Consider the following 17,636-nt stretch of genomic DNA (forward strand, 5'->3'; position numbering starts at 1 on the left):
ACCGGCCATCACCGGGGAGCCTTCGGAAGAACAGCCCAACCGGCCCAGTAGAACCGAACGGGTAGGCCCGTCACAGCCCACAACGAAGCGGCCACACCTCAACGTGGCAAGCGGGGTGGTACCGCGGCGCTCGCGCACCGGCGCGTCGTCGTCCCCGTGCCTAACGATCGACCATCGGGCACAGGAGAACACGCACCCGTGAGCCAATCCGCTTATCCGCGTACCGAACTCGGCGCTGACCAACGCGGCGGGTCGCCCGATTTCCCGGCGCTCGAAAAGCAGGTCCTCGACTACTGGGCGGCCGACGACACATTCCGCGCCAGCATCGCGCGCCGCGACGGCGCACCCGAGTACGTCTTCTACGACGGGCCCCCTTTCGCCAACGGCCTGCCGCACTACGGCCACCTGCTCACCGGTTATGTCAAAGACATCGTGCCGCGCTACCGCACGATGCGCGGCTACAAAGTCGACCGCCGATTCGGCTGGGACACCCACGGGTTACCGGCTGAACTCGAGGTCGAGCGACAGCTCGGCATCACCGACAAGTCGCAGATCGACGCGATGGGCATCGCCGAGTTCAACGACGCCTGCCGTGAGTCGGTGCTGCGCTACACCGACGAATGGCGCGAGTACGTCACCCGGCAGGCGCGCTGGGTGGACTTCGACAACGACTACAAGACGCTGGATCTGACCTTCATGGAGTCGGTGATCTGGGCGTTCAAGCAGCTCTGGGACAAGGGCCTGGCGTACGAAGGCTATCGGGTGCTGCCGTATTGCTGGCGCGACGAGACTCCGCTGTCCAACCACGAGCTGCGCATGGACGACGACGTGTACCAGAGCCGGCAGGACCCGGCGCTGACCGTCGGGTTCAAGATCGTCGACGGTGGCGAGCTCGACGGCGCCTACCTGTTGATCTGGACGACCACGCCGTGGACGCTGCCGTCGAACCAGGCTGTCGCGGTGCACCCCGACATCGAGTATGTGCTCGTCGACGTCGGCGAGCGGCGCTATCTGCTGGCCAAGGCGCGCCTGGCCGCCTACGCGCGGGAACTCGGGGCGGAGCCGGAGATCGTCGGCACCTACCGCGGCGCCGACCTGCTCGGCGTGCGCTATCTCCCGCCGTTTCCGTACTTCCTGGACGCGCCCAACAGCTTTCAGGTGTTGGGCGGCCAGTTCGTGTCCACTGAAGACGGCACCGGGATCGTGCACATGTCACCGGCGTACGGCGAAGACGACATGGTCACCGCCGATGCAGCCGGCATCGTGCCCGTCACTCCCGTCGACTCCAAGGGCCGCTTCGACGACACCGTGCCCGACTACGCGAATCTTCATGTGTTCGAAGCGAATCCGAGGATCATCCGCGACCTGAAGAATGGCACCGGCGCCGCGGCAGTCAACGGTGCGGTGCTGCTGCGCCACGAAACCTACGAGCACTCCTATCCGCATTGCTGGCGATGCCGCAACCCGCTGATCTACCGGGCGGTGTCGTCGTGGTTCATCAGGGTCAGCGCGTTCCGCGACCGCATGGTGGAGCTCAACCAGCAGATCACCTGGCATCCCGAGCACGTCAAGGACGGGCAGTTCGGCAAGTGGCTCGAAGGTGCCCGCGACTGGTCCATTTCCCGAAACCGCTACTGGGGCACGCCGATTCCGGTGTGGAGATCCGACGACCCCGCCTACCCGCGTATCGACGTCTACGGCAGCCTCGACGAACTCGAGCGGGACTTCGGTGTGCGTCCGGACAACCTGCACCGGCCCTACATCGACGAGCTGACGCGGCCGAACCCGGACGACCCGACCGGCCAGTCCACCATGCGCCGCATTCCGGACGTCTTCGACGTCTGGTTCGATTCCGGCTCGATGTCATACGGGCAGGTGCACTACCCGTTCGAGAATGCCGAGTGGTTCGAAAGCCACTTCCCGGCCGATTTCATCGTCGAGTACATCGGCCAGACCCGCGGCTGGTTCTATACGTTGCACGTGCTGGCCACTGCGCTGTTCGACCGGCCCGCGTTCACCACCTGCGTGGCGCACGGGATTGTGCTGGGCAACGACGGGCAGAAGATGAGCAAGTCGCTGCGCAATTATCCCGACGTCAACGAGGTGTTCGACCGCGACGGCTCCGACGCGATGCGGTGGTTCCTGATGGCGTCGCCGATTCTGCGGGGCGGCAACCTGATTGTCACCGAGCAGGGGATCCGCGACGGCGCTCGGCAAGTGCTGCTGCCGCTGTGGAACGCGTACAGCTTCCTGGCGTTGTATGCGCCGAAAGTGGCTGAGTGGCGGACGAATTCGACACATGTGCTGGACCGGTACATCTTGGCGAAGCTCGCCCAGTTGCGCGAGGACCTGACGGCCGCGCTCGACGTCTGCGACATCTCCGGCGCATGCGAACAATTGCGGTTGTTCACCGAGGCGCTGACGAACTGGTACGTGCGGCGGTCGCGGCAACGGTTCTGGGACGAGGAACCCGACGCGATCGACACCTTGCACACCGTGCTGGAGGTGACCGCGCGGCTGGCCGCTCCGCTGCTGCCGCTGGCCACCGAGGTGATCTGGCGCGGCGTCACGGGGGAGCGGTCCGTGCATTTGACCGACTGGCCCGCCGAAGGGGAGCTGCCCGCCGACCCTGATCTGGTTGCCGACATGGATTTGGTGCGTGACGTGTGCTCGGCAGGGTCGTCGCTGCGCAAGGCCAAGAAGCTTCGCGTTCGCCTGCCGCTGCCCAAACTGACTGTGGCCGTTGATGATCCACAGCGGTTACAGCCGTTCGTCGGCCTGATAGCCGACGAGCTCAACGTCAAGAGCGTCGAGCTCACCGACGACATCGCGACACATGGGCGTTTCGAGCTGACCGTGAACGCCCGCGTGGCCGGACCACGGCTCGGTAAGGACGTGCAGGCGGCGATCAAGGCCGTCAAGGCTGGCGAGGCCGTCGTCAACTCGGACGGCACGCTGACGGCGGGGCCCGCGGTGCTGAGGCCCGAGGAGTTCTCGTCGCGGCTGGTGGCGGCGGACCCAACCTCGACGGCGGCGCTGCCCGACGGAGTTGGCCTGGTGGTGCTCGACGGCACCGTCACCCCGGAACTCGAGGCAGAGGGCTGGGCCAAGGACCGCATCCGTGAGCTGCAGGAATTGCGCAAATCGACCGGCCTGGAGGTGTCCGACCGCATCACCGTTGTCATGGCGGTTCCAAAGGAACGCGCCGACTGGGCCAGCACCCACCGCGAGCTGATCGCGCGCGAAATCCTCGCTACTCGTTTCGATTTCGGCGAGCTCAGCGACGGCGTCGAAATCGGCGACGGGGTGCGGGTGGCCATCGCGAAGGCCTGACATCCGCTCGCCGAGTCTGGACTCGATCACGCTTTTCGACGTTCGGCGTGGATCAACCCACCACTCGGCGGCAGAGATGTCTCCATAGCATGACTCGCATGAGCCGGTGGGTGCTCCACATCGACATGGACGCGTTCTTCGCCTCGGTCGAGCAGCTCACCCGGCCCACGCTGCGGGGACGGCCCGTGCTGGTCGGGGGGCTCGGCGGACGGGGCGTCGTCGCCGGCGCCAGTTACGAGGCCCGCGTGTTCGGCGCGCGCTCCGCGATGCCGATGCACCAAGCTAGGCGTCTGGTCGGCATCCATGCGGTGGTGCTGCCGCCGCGCGGTGTGGTCTATGGGGTGGCGAGTCGTCGCGTGTTCGACACGGTACGCGCGATCATGCCTGTGCTGGAACAGCTTTCGCACGACGAAGCGTTCGGTGAACCGGCCGAACTCGCCGGCGCGTCCGCCGCCGACGTGGAGCGCTTCTGCGAGGAACTTCGCGGCCGCGTGCGGGAGGCGACCGGGCTTGTCGCGTCGGTGGGCGCAGGTTCCGGGAAGCAGGTCGCGAAGATCGCCTCGGGGCTGGCCAAGCCCGACGGTGTGCGGGCGATCCCGCGCGACCAGGAACGTGCGCTGCTCGGTGGGCTTCCGGTGCGCAAGCTGTGGGGGATCGGCCCCGTCGCGGAGGAGAAGCTGCACCGGCTCGGCATCCAGACCATCGGCCAGTTCGCCGATCTCACTGAGACAGAAGTTGCCGACGTCCTGGGTGCGACGGTGGGCCCCGCGCTGCACAAGCTGGCCCGCGGCATCGACGAGCGTCCCGTCGCCGAACGCGCGGAGGCCAAGCAGATCAGCGCCGAGTCGACGTTCCCGGCCGACCTGACGACCCTGGAGCAGTTGCAGCAGGCGGCGGGCCCGATCGGCGAGCATGCGCATCGGCGGCTGCTCAAAGACGGCCGAGGTGCCCGCACCGTGACGGTCAAGCTGAAGCGTTCCGACATGAGCACGCTGACTCGGTCGCTGACTCTGCCGTACGCCACAACAGACGCCACCACGTTGATCGCCGCAGCGCGTCGGCTCCTTCTCGATCCAGTCGACGTCGGCCCCATCCGCCTTGTGGGCGTTGGCTTTTCGGGGTTGTCGGAGGTGCAGCAGGAGCCGTTGTTCCCGGACCTCGATGCGTGGGACGCGCCGACGGACACCCGCTCGGCCGGCACACCGGCCACCACGGCCGGCGGGTGGCGCGTCGGCGACGACGTCCACCACGCACGGTGGGGGCACGGCTGGGTGCAGGGATCCGGACACGGCGTGGTGACGGTTCGGTTCGAAACCCGCGCCAGCGGTGCAGGCGCCGCCCGCACATTGCCCGCCGACGATCCCGAGCTGAGGCGCGCGAATCCCGTCGACAGTCTGGACTGGCCGGAATTCGTCAACGCCCTTGCCGACGAGTCAGCCCCAGCGGGCGACGACTTCACCGACGGGTGACCCGGCGGCCAGCGCGGCCATCAGCAGCACCCGCGCCTGAGGAGGCCGCAGCCGCGGCATCTCGAATGCGCCCGCTTCCATCAGCTTCAGTCCGGGCCCGTACCGGGCGCTGACGCCGCCGAACGGTACCCGGGTCGACACCGCGACCGTGACGCCTGCTGCGCAGTGGCGGGCGACGGCGTCGACGACGGCGTCGCCGACATTGCCGGCGCCGAGTGCCTCGAGCACCACGCCGCGCGCGCCGGCGGCTACGCAGGCGTCGAGCGCGACTGCGTCGGCGCCCAGGTAGCAGGCCACCACGTCAACACGCGGCGCAGACTCCGCGGCAACGGCGCCCACAAACGGCCGCTCCTTGATTGCGTGCAGCTGCAGCCGGCCGTCGGCGATCGCGCCGACGGCCGGACCGTCGAAACCCGCCCACGGCCCGCTGCCCACTTTCCGCGTTCCGAGCGGGGCGAGGACGGCGCCGCTCAGGCACACCAGCACGCCGAGACCGCGCGCATCAGGGCTGGTGGCCAGCGCGATCGCGTCGCGCAAATTGCCCGGGCCGTCCGCCTGCGGGTGGTCGGCGCTCTTGGCGGCCCCGGTGAGCACCACCGGCGCCGCGCCGTCGTACGTCAGCTCCAACCACAGCGCGGACTCTTCCATCGTGTCGGTGCCGTGGGTGACGACGACGCCGTCGGCACCGTCGTCGACGGCGCGACGGATGGCGGCGCCGATCCGGTCCCAATCCGCAACGGTCAACTGCGAACTGTCTTTTGCCATCACGTCGACGACGTCCACGTGCTGGCCGCCGGCCCCGCACAGCAGTTCCGCTCCGCTGCGCACCGGCTGCAGGATCCCGCGGGCGTCGGCGACCGATGCGATGGTGCCGCCGGTGGTGACGAGGGCGACGCGGCTCATGGCCGAATCATGCCCCAATCGCTCTTTGGGATGATGAGAGACGTGAGTGACGAGTCCGCGGGCGAACCGGCGACGGCAACCGAGGGTGCCGGGCCGCGGCCGCGCCGACAGGTCAGGTTGCTGGTGTCGGTCGCCGCGGTGATCCTCGCCGTCGACGTTGTCACCAAGGTGCTCGCCGTGCACTGGCTGAACCCGGGGCAGCCGGTGTCGATCATCGGCGACACGGTGACGTGGACGCTGGTGCGGAATTCGGGCGCGGCGTTCTCGATGGCGACCGGGTACACGTGGATTCTGACGTTGATCGCGACCGTGGTGGTGATCGGCATCGTCTGGATGGGGCGCCGGTTGGTGTCGCCGTGGTGGGCGCTCGGGCTGGGCATGATTCTCGGTGGCGCACTTGGCAATTTGGTCGACCGGTTCTTCAGGTGGCCCGGGCCGCTGCGCGGGCACGTCGTCGATTTCCTGTCGATCGGCTGGTGGCCGGTGTTCAACGTTGCCGACGCGTCGGTGGTCGGCGGGGCGGTGCTGTTGGTGGCGCTGTCGGTGTTCGGCTACGACTTCGACACCGTCGGGAGGCGCAAGCCGAACGACGCATCGGGTGAAGTCGGGAGGCGCAAGCCGAACGAGTCGCGCAAGCCGAACGAGTCGGGCGAGCCGGGAAACGAAGCGCGCTGATGCCGGAGCGGTCGATGCCAGTACCCGAGGGGCTGGCCGGAATGCGGGTGGACGCCGGGCTGGCACGGCTTTTGGGACTGTCGCGCACCGCCGCGGCCGCGCTGGCCGAGGACGGCGCCGTCGACATCGACGGCACCCGCGCAGGCAAATCCGACCGGCTGACCGCCGGGGCATGGTTGGAGGTGCGGTTACCGGAGCAGCCCGCGGCGCCCGAGAACCGGGTCGAAGAAGTGGTCGGCATGAGCGTGCTCTACGCCGACGACGACATCGTCGCAGTGGACAAGCCGCCCGGTGTGGCTGCGCATGCGACGGTCGGCTGGCACGGCCCGACCGTGCTCGGCGGACTGGCCGCCGCCGGTATCCGGATCAGCACGTCGGGCATTCATGAACGTCAGGGGATCGTTCACCGTCTCGACGTCGGCACCTCGGGCGTCATGGTGGTGGCCCGCTCTGAGCGGGCGTACACAGTGCTCAAGCGCGCGTTCAAGCAGCGCACCGTCGACAAGCGCTATCACGCTCTGGTGCAAGGACATCCGGATCCGTCAAGCGGCACCATCGACGCGCCGATCGGCCGGCATCGCGGTCACGACTGGAAGTTCGCGGTCACCGAGCAAGGCCGGCACAGCATCACCCATTACGACACGCTCGAGATGTTCCGAGCGGCAAGCCTTCTCGACATCCACCTGGAAACCGGACGAACACACCAGATCCGGGTGCATTTCGCCGCACTGCACCATCCCTGCGTCGGGGACCTGACCTACGGCGCAGACCCGACATTGGCGAAAAAGCTTGGGCTGCAACGACAATGGTTGCACGCGGGGTCGCTGGCATTCACCCACCCCGCTGACGGGCGCCAAATGGAGATCACCAGCCCGTATCCGCACGACCTACAGCATGCCCTAGACCTGTTACGCGGCCAGTGACCGACAGGCATCGGTCCGGGCTGGTTTCGGGCGTCGGCGCCTACGTCTGGTGGGGCCTGTTCCCGGGGTTTTTCCCGCTGTTACTGCCCGCCGGGGCGCTGGAAATCTTGGCGCATCGCTACCTGTGGACCGCGGTCTTTTTGCTCGTCGTGCTGGTCGGCGCGCGCAGGGTCGGCGAGTTGCGCAGACTCAGCGGGCGAACCTGGCTGTTGCTCGCGGCAGCGTCAGCATTGATCGGCATCAATTGGGGCACCTACATCTTCGCGGTCACCAACGGCCACGTCGTCGACGCGGCGCTCGGCTACTTCATCAATCCGCTGGTCTCGGTGGCGCTGGGGGTGCTGGTTTTGCGGGAACGCATCCACGCGCTGCAGCTCACAGCGCTCGTCATCGCGGTCGCCGCGGTTGGCGTGCTGACTGCACAGGTCGGCGGAGTGCCGGTGATCGCGCTGGCGCTGGCGACGTCGTTTGGCTCGTACGGGCTGGTGAAGAAAATCGTGACGGTCGACCCCCGCGTGAGCGTGGCCGTCGAGTCGTTGTTGGCGCTGCCGCTGGCCGGCGGCTACCTGATCGCATTGCAGGCCGCCGGGCATGCCCACTTCGCAGGATTCGGCACCGGACACACCGCGCTGATGATGCTGTCCGGGCCGGTGACCGCGATCCCACTGCTGATGTTCGCCGCGGCCGCTCAGCGGCTCTCGTTGATCACGCTGGGTCTGCTGCAGTACCTCAACCCCGGCCTGCAGATGGCGTGGGGGGTGCTGATCAACCACGAGCCCATGCCGACTGCCCGCTGGATCGGGTTCGGCCTCATCTGGGTGGCTCTCGCGGTGCTCACGCTCGACGGCCTGCGCCGCGGACGCCGCAAGACACACGAGCACGACACGCCGAAACTCGTCGGTGGGCCGCCATAGACTGGCCTGCCTATGGACCGCTCGTTCGTGCACCTGCACAACCACACCGAATACTCGATGCTGGACGGTGCCGCGAAGATCGCGCCGATGCTGGCCGAAGCGCAGCGCCTGGAGATGCCCGCCATCGGCATGACCGACCACGGAAACATGTTCGGCGCCAGCGAGTTCTACACCAAGGCCACCGCCGCCGGCATCAAACCGATTATCGGCATCGAGGCCTACGTCGCGCCCGGCTCGCGGTTCGACACCCGCCGCGTCACCTGGGGCGATCCCAGCCAGAAGGACGACGACGTCTCCGGCAGCGGGTCCTACACCCACCTCACGATGGTGGCCGAGAACGCGACCGGTCTGCGCAACCTGTTCAAGCTGTCGTCGCTGGCGTCGTTCGAGGGCCAATTGGGCAAGTGGGCCCGCATGGACGCCGAGCTGATCGCCGAGCACGCCGAAGGGATCATCGCCACCACCGGCTGCCCATCCGGCGAGGTGCAGACCCGGCTGCGGCTCGGCCAGCACCGCGAGGCGCTGGAGTCCGCGGCGCGGTGGCGCGAAATCTTCGGCCCTGACAACTACTTCCTCGAGCTCATGGACCACGGGCTGACCATCGAGCGCCGGGTCCGCGACGGGCTGCTCGAGTTGGGCCGCACGCTCGGGATCGCGCCGCTGGCCACCAACGACTGTCACTACGTCACCCGCGACGCCGCCCACAACCACGAGGCGCTGCTGTGCGTGCAAACCGGCAAGACGCTGTCTGACCCCACGCGCTTCAAGTTCGACGGCGACGGCTACTACCTCAAGTCGGCAGCGGAGATGCGGGCGCTGTGGGACGCCGAGGTGCCCGGCGCCTGTGACTCCACCCTGTTGATCGCCGAGCGGGTGCAGTCCTACGAGCAGGTGTGGCAGCCGCGCAACCGGATGCCGGTGTTCCAGGTTCCCGACGGCCACGACGAGGCGTCCTGGCTGCGCCACGAGGTCAACGCCGGCTTGCGACGGCGCTTCCCCGACGGGCCGCCCGACGGTTATGAACAGCGTGCCGCCTACGAGATCAAGGTCATCTGCGACAAGGGCTTCCCGTCGTACTTCCTGATCGTCGCCGACCTGGTCAGCTACGCCAAGTCGGTGGCGATCCGGGTAGGGCCCGGCCGTGGGTCGGCCGCGGGGTCGCTGGTGGCCTACGCGCTGGGCATCACCGACATCGACCCGATCGAACACGGGCTGCTGTTCGAGCGGTTCCTCAACCCCGAGCGCGCGTCGATGCCCGACATCGACATCGACTTCGACGATCGCCGGCGCCCGGAGATGCTGCGGTACGCCACCGAGAAGTACGGCCATGACCGCGTCGCCCAAGTGATCACCTTTGGCACCATCAAAACCAAAGCGGCCCTAAAAGATTCGGCCCGCATTCATTTCGGCCAACCGGGCTTTTCGATCGCCGACCGGATCACCAAGGCGCTGCCGCCGCCGATCATGGCCAAAGACATCCCGCTGTCGGGCATCACCGACCCCAGCCATGAGCGGTACAAGGAAGCCGCCGAAGTACGCGGGCTGATCGACACCGACCCCGAGGTGCGGACCATCTACGACACCGCGCTGGGTCTGGAGGGGCTGATCCGCAACGCCGGCGTGCACGCCTGCGCGGTGATCATGAGTTCCGAGCCGCTGCTCGACGTGATCCCGCTGTGGAAGCGTCCACAGGACGGCGCCGTGATCACCGGCTGGGACTACCCGTCCTGCGAAGACATCGGCTTGTTGAAGATGGACTTCCTCGGGCTGCGCAACCTGACGATCATCGGCGACGCGATCGACAACATCCGGGCCAACCGCGGCGTGGACGTCGATCTGCAGTCGTTGCCGCTCGACGATCCGGCCACCTACGAACTGCTGGGCCGCGGCGACACGCTGGGGGTGTTCCAGCTCGACGGCGGTCCGATGCGTGACCTGCTGCGGCGCATGCAGCCGACGAAGTTCGACGACATCATCGCGGTGATTGCGCTGTATCGGCCGGGCCCGATGGGGCAGAACGCCCACAACGACTACGCCGACCGCAAGAACGGCCGCCAGGCCGTCAAACCCATCCATCCGGAACTGGCCGAGCCGCTGGAGGACATTCTCGCCGAGACGTACGGCTTGATCGTCTACCAGGAGCAGATCATGCGCATCGCGCAGAAGGTCGCCGGGTACTCGCTGGCCCGAGCCGACATTCTGCGCAAAGCCATGGGCAAAAAGAAGCGCGAGGTACTCGACAAAGAGTACGAAGGCTTCGCAGAAGGCATGCGCGCCAACGGCTTTTCCGCGGCAGCCATCAAGGCGCTGTGGGACACGGTGCTGCCGTTCGCCGACTACGCGTTCAACAAGAGCCACGCCGCCGGCTACGCGATGGTGTCGTACTGGACCGCATACCTCAAGGCCAACTATCCGGCCGAATACATGGCGGGGCTGCTGACATCCGTCGGCGACGACAAAGACAAGGCCGCGGTGTATCTGGCCGACTGCCGCCGCCTGGGCATCACGGTGCTGCCACCCGACGTCAACGAGTCGGGCCTGAACTTCGCGTCGGTGGGCAACGACATCCGCTACGGCCTGGGCGCGGTGCGCAACGTCGGCGCCAACGTGGTCAGCTCGATCATCCGAGCCCGCAACGACAAGGGCAAGTTCACCGATTTCTCGGACTACCTCAACAAGATCGACATCGCGGCCTGCAACAAGAAAGTCACCGAGTCGCTGATCAAGGCAGGGGCGTTCGATTCGCTCGGTCATCCGCGCAAGGGCCTGTTCCTGGTTCACACCGATGCCGTCGATTCGGTGCTGGGCACCAAGAAGGCCGAGGCGATGGGTCAGTTCGACCTGTTCGGCGGCGGCGACTCGAGCTCCGACGCGGTGTTCTCGATCAAGATTCCCGACGACGAATGGGAGGACAAGCACAAGCTTGCCCTCGAGCGCGAGATGCTGGGTCTGTACGTGTCGGGGCATCCGCTCAATGGGGTCGCCCACCTCCTTACCACCCAGGTGGACACGCAGATTCCCGCGATCCTCGACGGCGATGTCGCCAACGACACGCAGGTGCGCGTCGGCGGAATCCTGGCCTCGGTGAACCGCCGGGTCAACAAGAACGGATTGCCTTGGGCCTCAGCACAATTGGAGGATCTGACGGGCGGCATCGAGGTGATGTTCTTCCCGCACATGTACTCTACCGTCGGCGCAGAAGTGGTCGACGACGCGGTGGTGCTGGTCAGCGCGCGGGTGAAAATCCAGGACGACCGCATCTGCCTGATCGCCAACGACCTTGTGGTGCCGGACTTCTCGAACGCCGCGGCCAACCGGCCGGTGGCGGTGAGCCTGCCCACCCGACAGTGCACACTGGACAAGGTCACTGCCCTCAAGCAGGTGCTCGCCCGCCATCCGGGCACCGCGCAGGTGCATCTGAGGCTGGTCAGCGGCGACCGCATCACCACACTCGAGCTCGACCAGTCATTGCGGGTCACCCCGTCCTCGGCGTTGATGGGCGATCTCAAGGCGCTGCTGGGACCGGGGTGCTTGAGCTGAGGCCGTCGAACGGCCAGCGGGCTCGCCGATGATGTGACTAGTTTCTGAACTCTGGAAGCACAACGCTCTCCCTCTGGCAAACTACCGATGGGAGTTGCGCCCGTCAGGCCACCATCGTGTCAGGCGTGGTCCTGATTGCGGAGGCGGTTTTTCATGCGGTGGGTGCGCTGGTGGTGGCGACAAAAGGACCGGTTCGACTGGTTCACCAGCTACCTCGCCGAACGGCACCTGCAGGATGCGGCCCGCAGCGCCGTCGTCATGGTCACGTTGACGTTCGCGGCGGTCGCTGCGGCGATGCTCGCCAGCGAACTGGGGCCGCAGACCGGCTGGCAACGCGGCACATCCGCCGCCGCCGCTCTCGTCGGCGTGTGCCTCGCCGGGTTGTGGGTGTGGCGATGGCCGACGCTCACACAATCGCGGATCTTCGTCGCTGCCTGCATCGTGTGCATCGCGGCGGCGTGCCTGAGTCAAGCCGACCCGCTGGCAGGTCTGACGGGCTGCTTCACCTTCGTCGTGTTGGGTGTCTACGCCGCGCTGATGCACTGCGCGAAGGCGACGAGCTTCAACTTCGCCGTCAGCGTCGCGGTCGCGGGGGTGCTGGTCTGGCGGGTGTACGAGGGCGGGGGCGACGTCGTGTTTGCGCTGTGCGAGGCGGCGGTGCTGGGGCTGGCCGGCATCGGGGCGCCGGTAGCGCTGAACACACTGCTACACGTCATGGCCACCGACATCCTGGGCTCCGACCGCGACCCACTGACCGGGCTGCTGAATCGACGCGGCTTCTACCGCCAGGCCAGACGGCTCCTCGAAGCGTCGGCCGACTCGCAAAGCAGTTACCTGACCGTCGCGATGATCGACCTCGACGACTTCAAACGGCTCAACGACCACCACGGTCATTCCGCAGGGGATCAGGCGCTCATCGACGTCGGTCATGCGCTCACCCAGCACACCAGCAAGACCGCCGTCGTCGCGCGGGCGGGCGGCGAGGAGTTCTTGGTCGCCGAGGTGTCCGACGATGCGATGCCCGCAGCGAAGCTGTGCCGGGCCGTCGCAGAAACACCGCACGACGTGACAGCCAGCGTGGGAACCACCAGTGTGCCGCTCGCAGCGCTGGACCACCAGAACCGCCTCGCCCTGCTGGATCGACTCATCGCACACGCCGACGCCGCCATGTATGCCGCCAAATCAGCCGGCGGCAACCGCCACTTCCACCACCGCGGGCCTCCTCTGTAGCGCAGAACTCAGCGCAACACGTTCACCGCGCGGGCGAACACCAGCGCGATCGTCGACACCGCGACGAGCGCCTGCAGCGTCATCATCGCCTTCGCTCGATGCGTCAAAGGCATTGTGTCCGTTGGGGAGAACGCCATCACATTGGTGACGCTGACGTAGAGGTAGTCCAGGAACCGCGGCTCCCATTCCGCCGATGCGAGCTCGCGCGTGCCCGTCTGCGGGAACATGAAATCCGGATAGCACCGCTTCGGACTGCGCTCAGTGACTCCGGCCCGGGCGAACGGGCCGCCGAGATCGATCTCCCAGTACCAGATACCGAACACGATGATGTTGGTGACGAACACCGCTGCGCCGCTGCCCAACAGCACGGCGGGATCGTTGCTCACCTCACCCGACAGAATGTGGTAGTCCAGTACCACCGCTGAGGCGGTGTTGTCGATGGTGATCGCCGCCAGCAGCAGCACGCTTGCCGTCCTGCCGAGCGTGGTCGAGCGGGTGAGGTGGCGGGGGTTGATCACCAGCAACACCACGACCAGCAGCAGCTCCATCGCGATCAGCGGCCAGCGCGGCACCACGGTGTAGCGCTCGGGGATCGCGCGCTGCATCGCGATCGCGGCGATCAGCGCCACCAGCACCGGCCACCGGCTCTCCGGATTGCCGGGACGAAGCCACGCCGGCAGCCGCTGTTCGGCCTCGCGGGCCAGCTGTTCGGCCCTGCGCACCACGTCTTCCCTTGGGCGTTGCGGTTTTCCGCTGTCGTCGCTCATCCCCGCCGTACGCTACCCGTCATGACCGAGCGACCGGCCACTCTTTGCGAGGCCTTTCAGCGAACCGCAAGCATCGATCCGGACGCCGTCGCGCTGCGCACCCCGGGCGACACCCAGACCCTCACCTGGCGCCAGTACGCCGACCAGGTCCGGCGGGTGACCGCAGGACTGGCGGGGCTGGGTGTCAAACGCGGGGACACCGTGTCGCTGATGATGGCCAACCGGATCGAGTTCTATCCACTCGATGTCGGCGCGCAACACCTGGGCGCGACCTCGTTTTCGGTGTACAACACCTTGGCGGCCGAGCAGTTGGCGTACCTGTTCGGCAACGCGGAAACCAACGTGGTGATCTGCGAACAGCAGTACGTCGACCGCATCAAAGCCAGCGGCGTGGCCCTGGACCATATTGTCTGCATCGACGGCTCGCCGCCGGGCTCCGTGCCGCTCGAGGACGTGCTGGCCGCCGCGCCTGCCGACTTCGATTTCGAATCAGCTTGGCGGGCAGTCGAATCCGACGACATCGCGACATTGATCTACACCTCGGGCACCACGGGAAACCCGAAAGGCGTGGAGATGACCCACGCGAACCTACTGTTCGAGTCGTTCGCAGTCGCGAGCGTGCTCGACGTCCGTTTCGGCGACCGGATCACGTCGTTTCTGCCGTCGGCGCACATCGCCGACCGGTGGAGCTGCCTTTACAGCCAAGAAGTGTTCGGCACGCAGGTCACCGTCGTCTCGGACACGAAGGCGATCGCCGCGGCGCTGCCTGACGCGCGTCCCACGATCTGGGGCGCGGTGCCGCGGGTATGGGAAAAGCTCAAGGCCGCAATCGAATTCGCCGTCGCTAACGAGTCCGACGAGACCCGGCGTCAGGCCTTGCAGTGGGCGATGGCCGTCGGCGCGAAGAAAGCCGCAGCGCTGCTCGCCGGTACGGAAGTGCCCGACGTCCTGGCCGCCGAGTGGGCGCAGGCCGACGAACTGGTCTTGTCAAAGCTGCGGGCCAAGCTGGGTTTGGACCAGGTGCGGTGGACGGTGTCGGGTGCGGCGCCCATCCCCAAGGAGACGCTGGCCTTCTTCGCCGGGCTCGGCGTGCCGATCGCGGAGGTGTGGGGCATGTCGGAGCTCAGTTGCGTCGCCAGCGTGAGCCATCCGCGGGAGGCGAAGCTCGGCACCGTCGGCAAGCTGCTGCCGGGTTTGGAGTACAAGATCGCCGACGACGGCGAGTTCCTGGTGCGCGGTCCGCTGGTGATGAAGGGCTACCGCAAGGAGCCGCAGAAGACGGCGGAGGCCATCGACGCCGACGGCTGGCTGCACACCGGAGACATCCTGGAAGTCGACGACGATGGTTTCCTGCGCGTGATCGACCGCAAGAAGGAATTGATCATCAACGCCGGCGGCAAGAACATGTCACCGGCCAATATCGAGAACACGATCAAGGCTGCCTGCCCGCTGATCGGTGCGATGGTCGCCATCGGCGACGCGCGGCCGTACAACACCGCGCTGATCGTGCTCGACGCCGAGTCGGCGGTGCCGTACGCCGCGCAGCACGGGCTGGCGGACGCGTCGCCGCAGACGCTGGCCAGCCATCCGGACGTGATCGCTGAGATCGCGGCGGGGGTGGCCGAAGGTAACAGGAAGCTGTCCCGGGTGGAACAGATCAAACGGTTCCGCGTGCTGCCGACGTTCTGGGAGCCGGGCGGCGATGAAGTCACGCTCACCCTCAAGCTGCGCCGGCGTCAGATCAACGAGAAATACGCCGCGGAGATCGAGGAGTTGTACGCCCCGCGACCGGGGGAGCGGGTCTACGAGCCGGCTGTCAGCGGTGTGCCTGCGTAACGGCGCCGACCACCAGCCAGGCGGCGGTGCCGGCGGCCGCACCGGCCAACACGGCTACCGCCACGTCCGTCGTCACCAGCCCGGCCACCACCGCGACCAGGAAGCCGACGAGCAGGCCCACGACCTTGTAGAGCGGCCACGGCACGCCGGCGATCGTCACCTCCGTGCTCTTCGGAGAGGCGATCGCAGGGATGCGCTCGGCCGTCGTCATAGGTTCAGGTTACGCCCAGAGGAAGATTTCGGGCAACCGAAACGCCGTGTGTCGACGCCTGCGCATATGGTGGGCGGATGCCTCTGTCTGGTGAATATGCCCCGAGCCCGTGGGACTGGTCTCGAGAGCAAGCCGAGAAGTACATGGAATCCGGCGGCACCGAGGGCACCGACATGCAAGGCAAGCCGGTGGTCCTGCTGACCACGGTCGGCGCCAAGACCGGCAAGCTGCGCAAGATCCCGCTGATGCGCGTCGAGCACGACGGCCAGTACGCGATCGTCGCCTCGCTGGGCGGCGCACCGAAGAACCCGGTCTGGTACTACAACGTCAAGGCCAATCCCCGAGTGGAGTTGCAGGACGGCACCGAGACCCACGACTACGAGGCCCGGGAAGTCTTCGGGGACGAGAAAGCCGTCTGGTGGGAGCGTGCCGTGCAAGCCTGGCCGGACTACGCGAAATATCAGGAGAAGACCGACCGCCAGATCCCGGTGTTCGTGCTCACCCGAGTGGATTGACCTGCATGGTTGCTGGCACCATTGACCGGTGTCCGCCGAACCGAGCCTGACCCGCACCGATGGGCCGCTGTCCGCGGCCGACGTCGACGCGGCGGTGAAGCGAATTTCCGGCGTGGTGGCGCCGAGTCCGCTTCAGCTCAGCGAACGCCTGTCCGCGGCGACCGGCGCCACGGTGTACTTCAAGCGCGAAGATCTGCAGTCGGTCCGGTCGTTCAAGCTGCGCGGCGCGTACAACCTGCTGATGCAGTTGACCGACGAGGAGCGTAAGGCGGGTGTGGTGTGCTCGTCGGCCGGCAACCATGCGCAGGGATTCGCTCACGCCTGCCGCTCGATGGGCATCAAGGGCCGCGTCTACGTTCCGCGCAAGACGCCCAAGCAGAAGCGTGACCGCATCCGCTACCACGGCGGCGAGTTCATCGAACTGATCGCCGTCGGGTCCACCTACGATCTGGCTGCCGAAGCCGCACTCGAGGACGTCGCCCGGACCGGGGCCACGCTGGTGCCGCCGTTCGACGACGTGCGCACCATCGCCGGGCAGGGCACGATCGCCGTCGAAATCCTCGAACAGCTCGACGAAGAGCCCGATCTGGTGATCGTGCCGGTCGGCGGCGGGGGGCTGATCGCGGGCATCACTACCTATCTGGCCGAGCGCACGTCGAACACCGCGGTGCTGGGCGTGGAGCCGGCGCGGGCCGCGGCGATGATCGCCGCGCTGGCTGCCGGTGGGCCGGTGACGCTGGAGCACGTCGACCAGTTCGTCGACGGCGCCGCAGTCAACCGGGCCGGCACGCTGACCTACGCCGCACTGGCCGCTGCCGGCGACATGGTGTCGGTGACGCCGGTCGACGAGGGCGCAGTGTCCACCGCGATGCTGGACCTGTATCAGAACGAGGGCATCATCGCCGAGCCGGCGGGTGCGCTGTCGGTGACGGCGCTGCTGGAAACTGATGTGGTGGAACCGGATTCGACGGTGGTGTGCTTGATCTCCGGCGGCAATAACGACGTATCACGCTACGGCGAGATCCTGGAACGGTCTTTGGTGCACCTTGGCCTCAAGCACTACTTCCTGGTGGACTTCCCGCAGGAGCCGGGTGCGCTGCGGCGCTTCCTCGATCAGGTCCTCGGGCCCAACGACGACATCACGTTGTTCGAATACGTCAAGCGCAACAATCGCGAGACCGGGGCGGCCCTGGTCGGCATCCAGCTCGGATCGGCGGAGGACTACGACGGACTGCTCACCCGGATGGCCGCGTCCGACATGGACGTCGAAGTGCTGGCGCCCGAATCGCCGGCGTATCGCTACCTGATCAACCCGTAGCG

At 67.1% G+C, this 17,636-nt stretch carries 13 protein-coding genes; 10 read left to right on the plus strand and 3 right to left on the minus strand.

Annotated elements, in window-relative coordinates; genetic code table 11:
• The first annotated feature begins 198 nt into the window (after window positions 1–198).
• Both ileS and AC5Y4C_RS17725 read left to right on the plus strand, forming a co-directional pair.
• The gene (gene ileS, locus AC5Y4C_RS17720; RefSeq protein WP_499964088.1) at window positions 199–3,333 is read left to right on the plus strand and encodes an isoleucine--tRNA ligase; all 3,135 of its coding nucleotides are present in this window, start codon (window positions 199–201) and stop codon (window positions 3,331–3,333) included.
• 98 nt (window positions 3,334–3,431) lie between these two features.
• Window positions 3,432–4,802 (plus strand): DNA polymerase IV, encoded by a 1,371-nt coding sequence (locus AC5Y4C_RS17725; protein ID WP_499964086.1) that lies wholly within the window; start codon window positions 3,432–3,434, stop codon window positions 4,800–4,802.
• Here the strand turns inward: AC5Y4C_RS17725 and AC5Y4C_RS17730 are convergent.
• Window positions 4,767–5,705 (minus strand): asparaginase, encoded by a 939-nt coding sequence (locus AC5Y4C_RS17730; RefSeq protein ID WP_499964084.1) that lies wholly within the window; start codon window positions 5,703–5,705, stop codon window positions 4,767–4,769. The two genes, AC5Y4C_RS17725 and AC5Y4C_RS17730, sit on opposite strands and share 36 nt — an antisense overlap.
• Before the next feature lie 42 nt (window positions 5,706–5,747).
• Between AC5Y4C_RS17730 and lspA the strand changes: the two genes are divergently transcribed.
• From lspA to AC5Y4C_RS17755, 5 genes are all read left to right on the plus strand, one after another.
• Window positions 5,748–6,380 (plus strand): signal peptidase II, encoded by a 633-nt coding sequence (gene lspA, locus AC5Y4C_RS17735; RefSeq protein WP_499964082.1) that lies wholly within the window; start codon window positions 5,748–5,750, stop codon window positions 6,378–6,380.
• Window positions 6,380–7,303, plus strand: coding sequence for an RluA family pseudouridine synthase (locus tag AC5Y4C_RS17740; RefSeq protein ID WP_499964081.1), 924 nt, complete (start codon window positions 6,380–6,382; stop codon window positions 7,301–7,303). Before lspA ends, AC5Y4C_RS17740 begins: the two co-directional genes overlap by 1 nt.
• Window positions 7,300–8,217, plus strand: coding sequence for an EamA family transporter RarD (rarD, locus tag AC5Y4C_RS17745; RefSeq protein ID WP_499909908.1), 918 nt, complete (start codon window positions 7,300–7,302; stop codon window positions 8,215–8,217). The genes AC5Y4C_RS17740 and rarD overlap by 4 nt, the downstream gene beginning before the upstream one ends.
• Window positions 8,218–8,229: 12 nt before the next feature.
• Window positions 8,230–11,757 carry a DNA polymerase III subunit alpha gene (gene dnaE / locus AC5Y4C_RS17750; protein ID WP_499964079.1) on the plus strand — a complete coding sequence of 1,176 codons (3,528 nt, stop codon included), beginning with the start codon at window positions 8,230–8,232 and terminating at the stop codon, window positions 11,755–11,757.
• A gap of 153 nt (window positions 11,758–11,910) precedes the next feature.
• Complete coding sequence (locus tag AC5Y4C_RS17755; RefSeq protein WP_499964077.1) at window positions 11,911–12,987, plus strand: GGDEF domain-containing protein; 1,077 nt, start codon at window positions 11,911–11,913, stop codon at window positions 12,985–12,987.
• Between the two features lie 8 nt (window positions 12,988–12,995).
• On the opposite strand, the gene AC5Y4C_RS17760 is transcribed toward AC5Y4C_RS17755, so the two are convergent.
• Window positions 12,996–13,754 (minus strand): hypothetical protein, encoded by a 759-nt coding sequence (locus AC5Y4C_RS17760; protein ID WP_499909914.1) that lies wholly within the window; start codon window positions 13,752–13,754, stop codon window positions 12,996–12,998.
• A gap of 21 nt (window positions 13,755–13,775) precedes the next feature.
• On the opposite strand from AC5Y4C_RS17760, the gene fadD11 reads away from it, so the two are divergent.
• Entirely contained in the window at window positions 13,776–15,590 is a 1,815-nt protein-coding gene (gene fadD11 / locus AC5Y4C_RS17765; protein WP_499964075.1) for a fatty acid--CoA ligase FadD11, read from the plus strand.
• On the opposite strand, the gene AC5Y4C_RS17770 is transcribed toward fadD11, so the two are convergent.
• On the minus strand, window positions 15,571–15,801 hold the full coding sequence (locus AC5Y4C_RS17770; protein ID WP_499964073.1) for a hypothetical protein: 231 nt from the start codon (window positions 15,799–15,801) through the stop codon (window positions 15,571–15,573). The genes fadD11 and AC5Y4C_RS17770 overlap by 20 nt on opposite strands.
• A gap of 77 nt (window positions 15,802–15,878) precedes the next feature.
• Here AC5Y4C_RS17770 and AC5Y4C_RS17775 point away from each other — a divergent pair, with 77 nt between their 5' ends.
• Both AC5Y4C_RS17775 and ilvA read left to right on the plus strand, forming a co-directional pair.
• Entirely contained in the window at window positions 15,879–16,316 is a 438-nt protein-coding gene (locus AC5Y4C_RS17775) for a nitroreductase family deazaflavin-dependent oxidoreductase (protein WP_499909919.1), read from the plus strand.
• A gap of 28 nt (window positions 16,317–16,344) precedes the next feature.
• Window positions 16,345–17,634, plus strand: coding sequence for a threonine ammonia-lyase IlvA (ilvA, locus tag AC5Y4C_RS17780; RefSeq protein ID WP_499964071.1), 1,290 nt, complete (start codon window positions 16,345–16,347; stop codon window positions 17,632–17,634).
• The last annotated feature ends 2 nt before the right edge of the window (window positions 17,635–17,636 follow it).

Source organism: Mycobacterium sp. NGS35 (assembly GCF_059812855.1).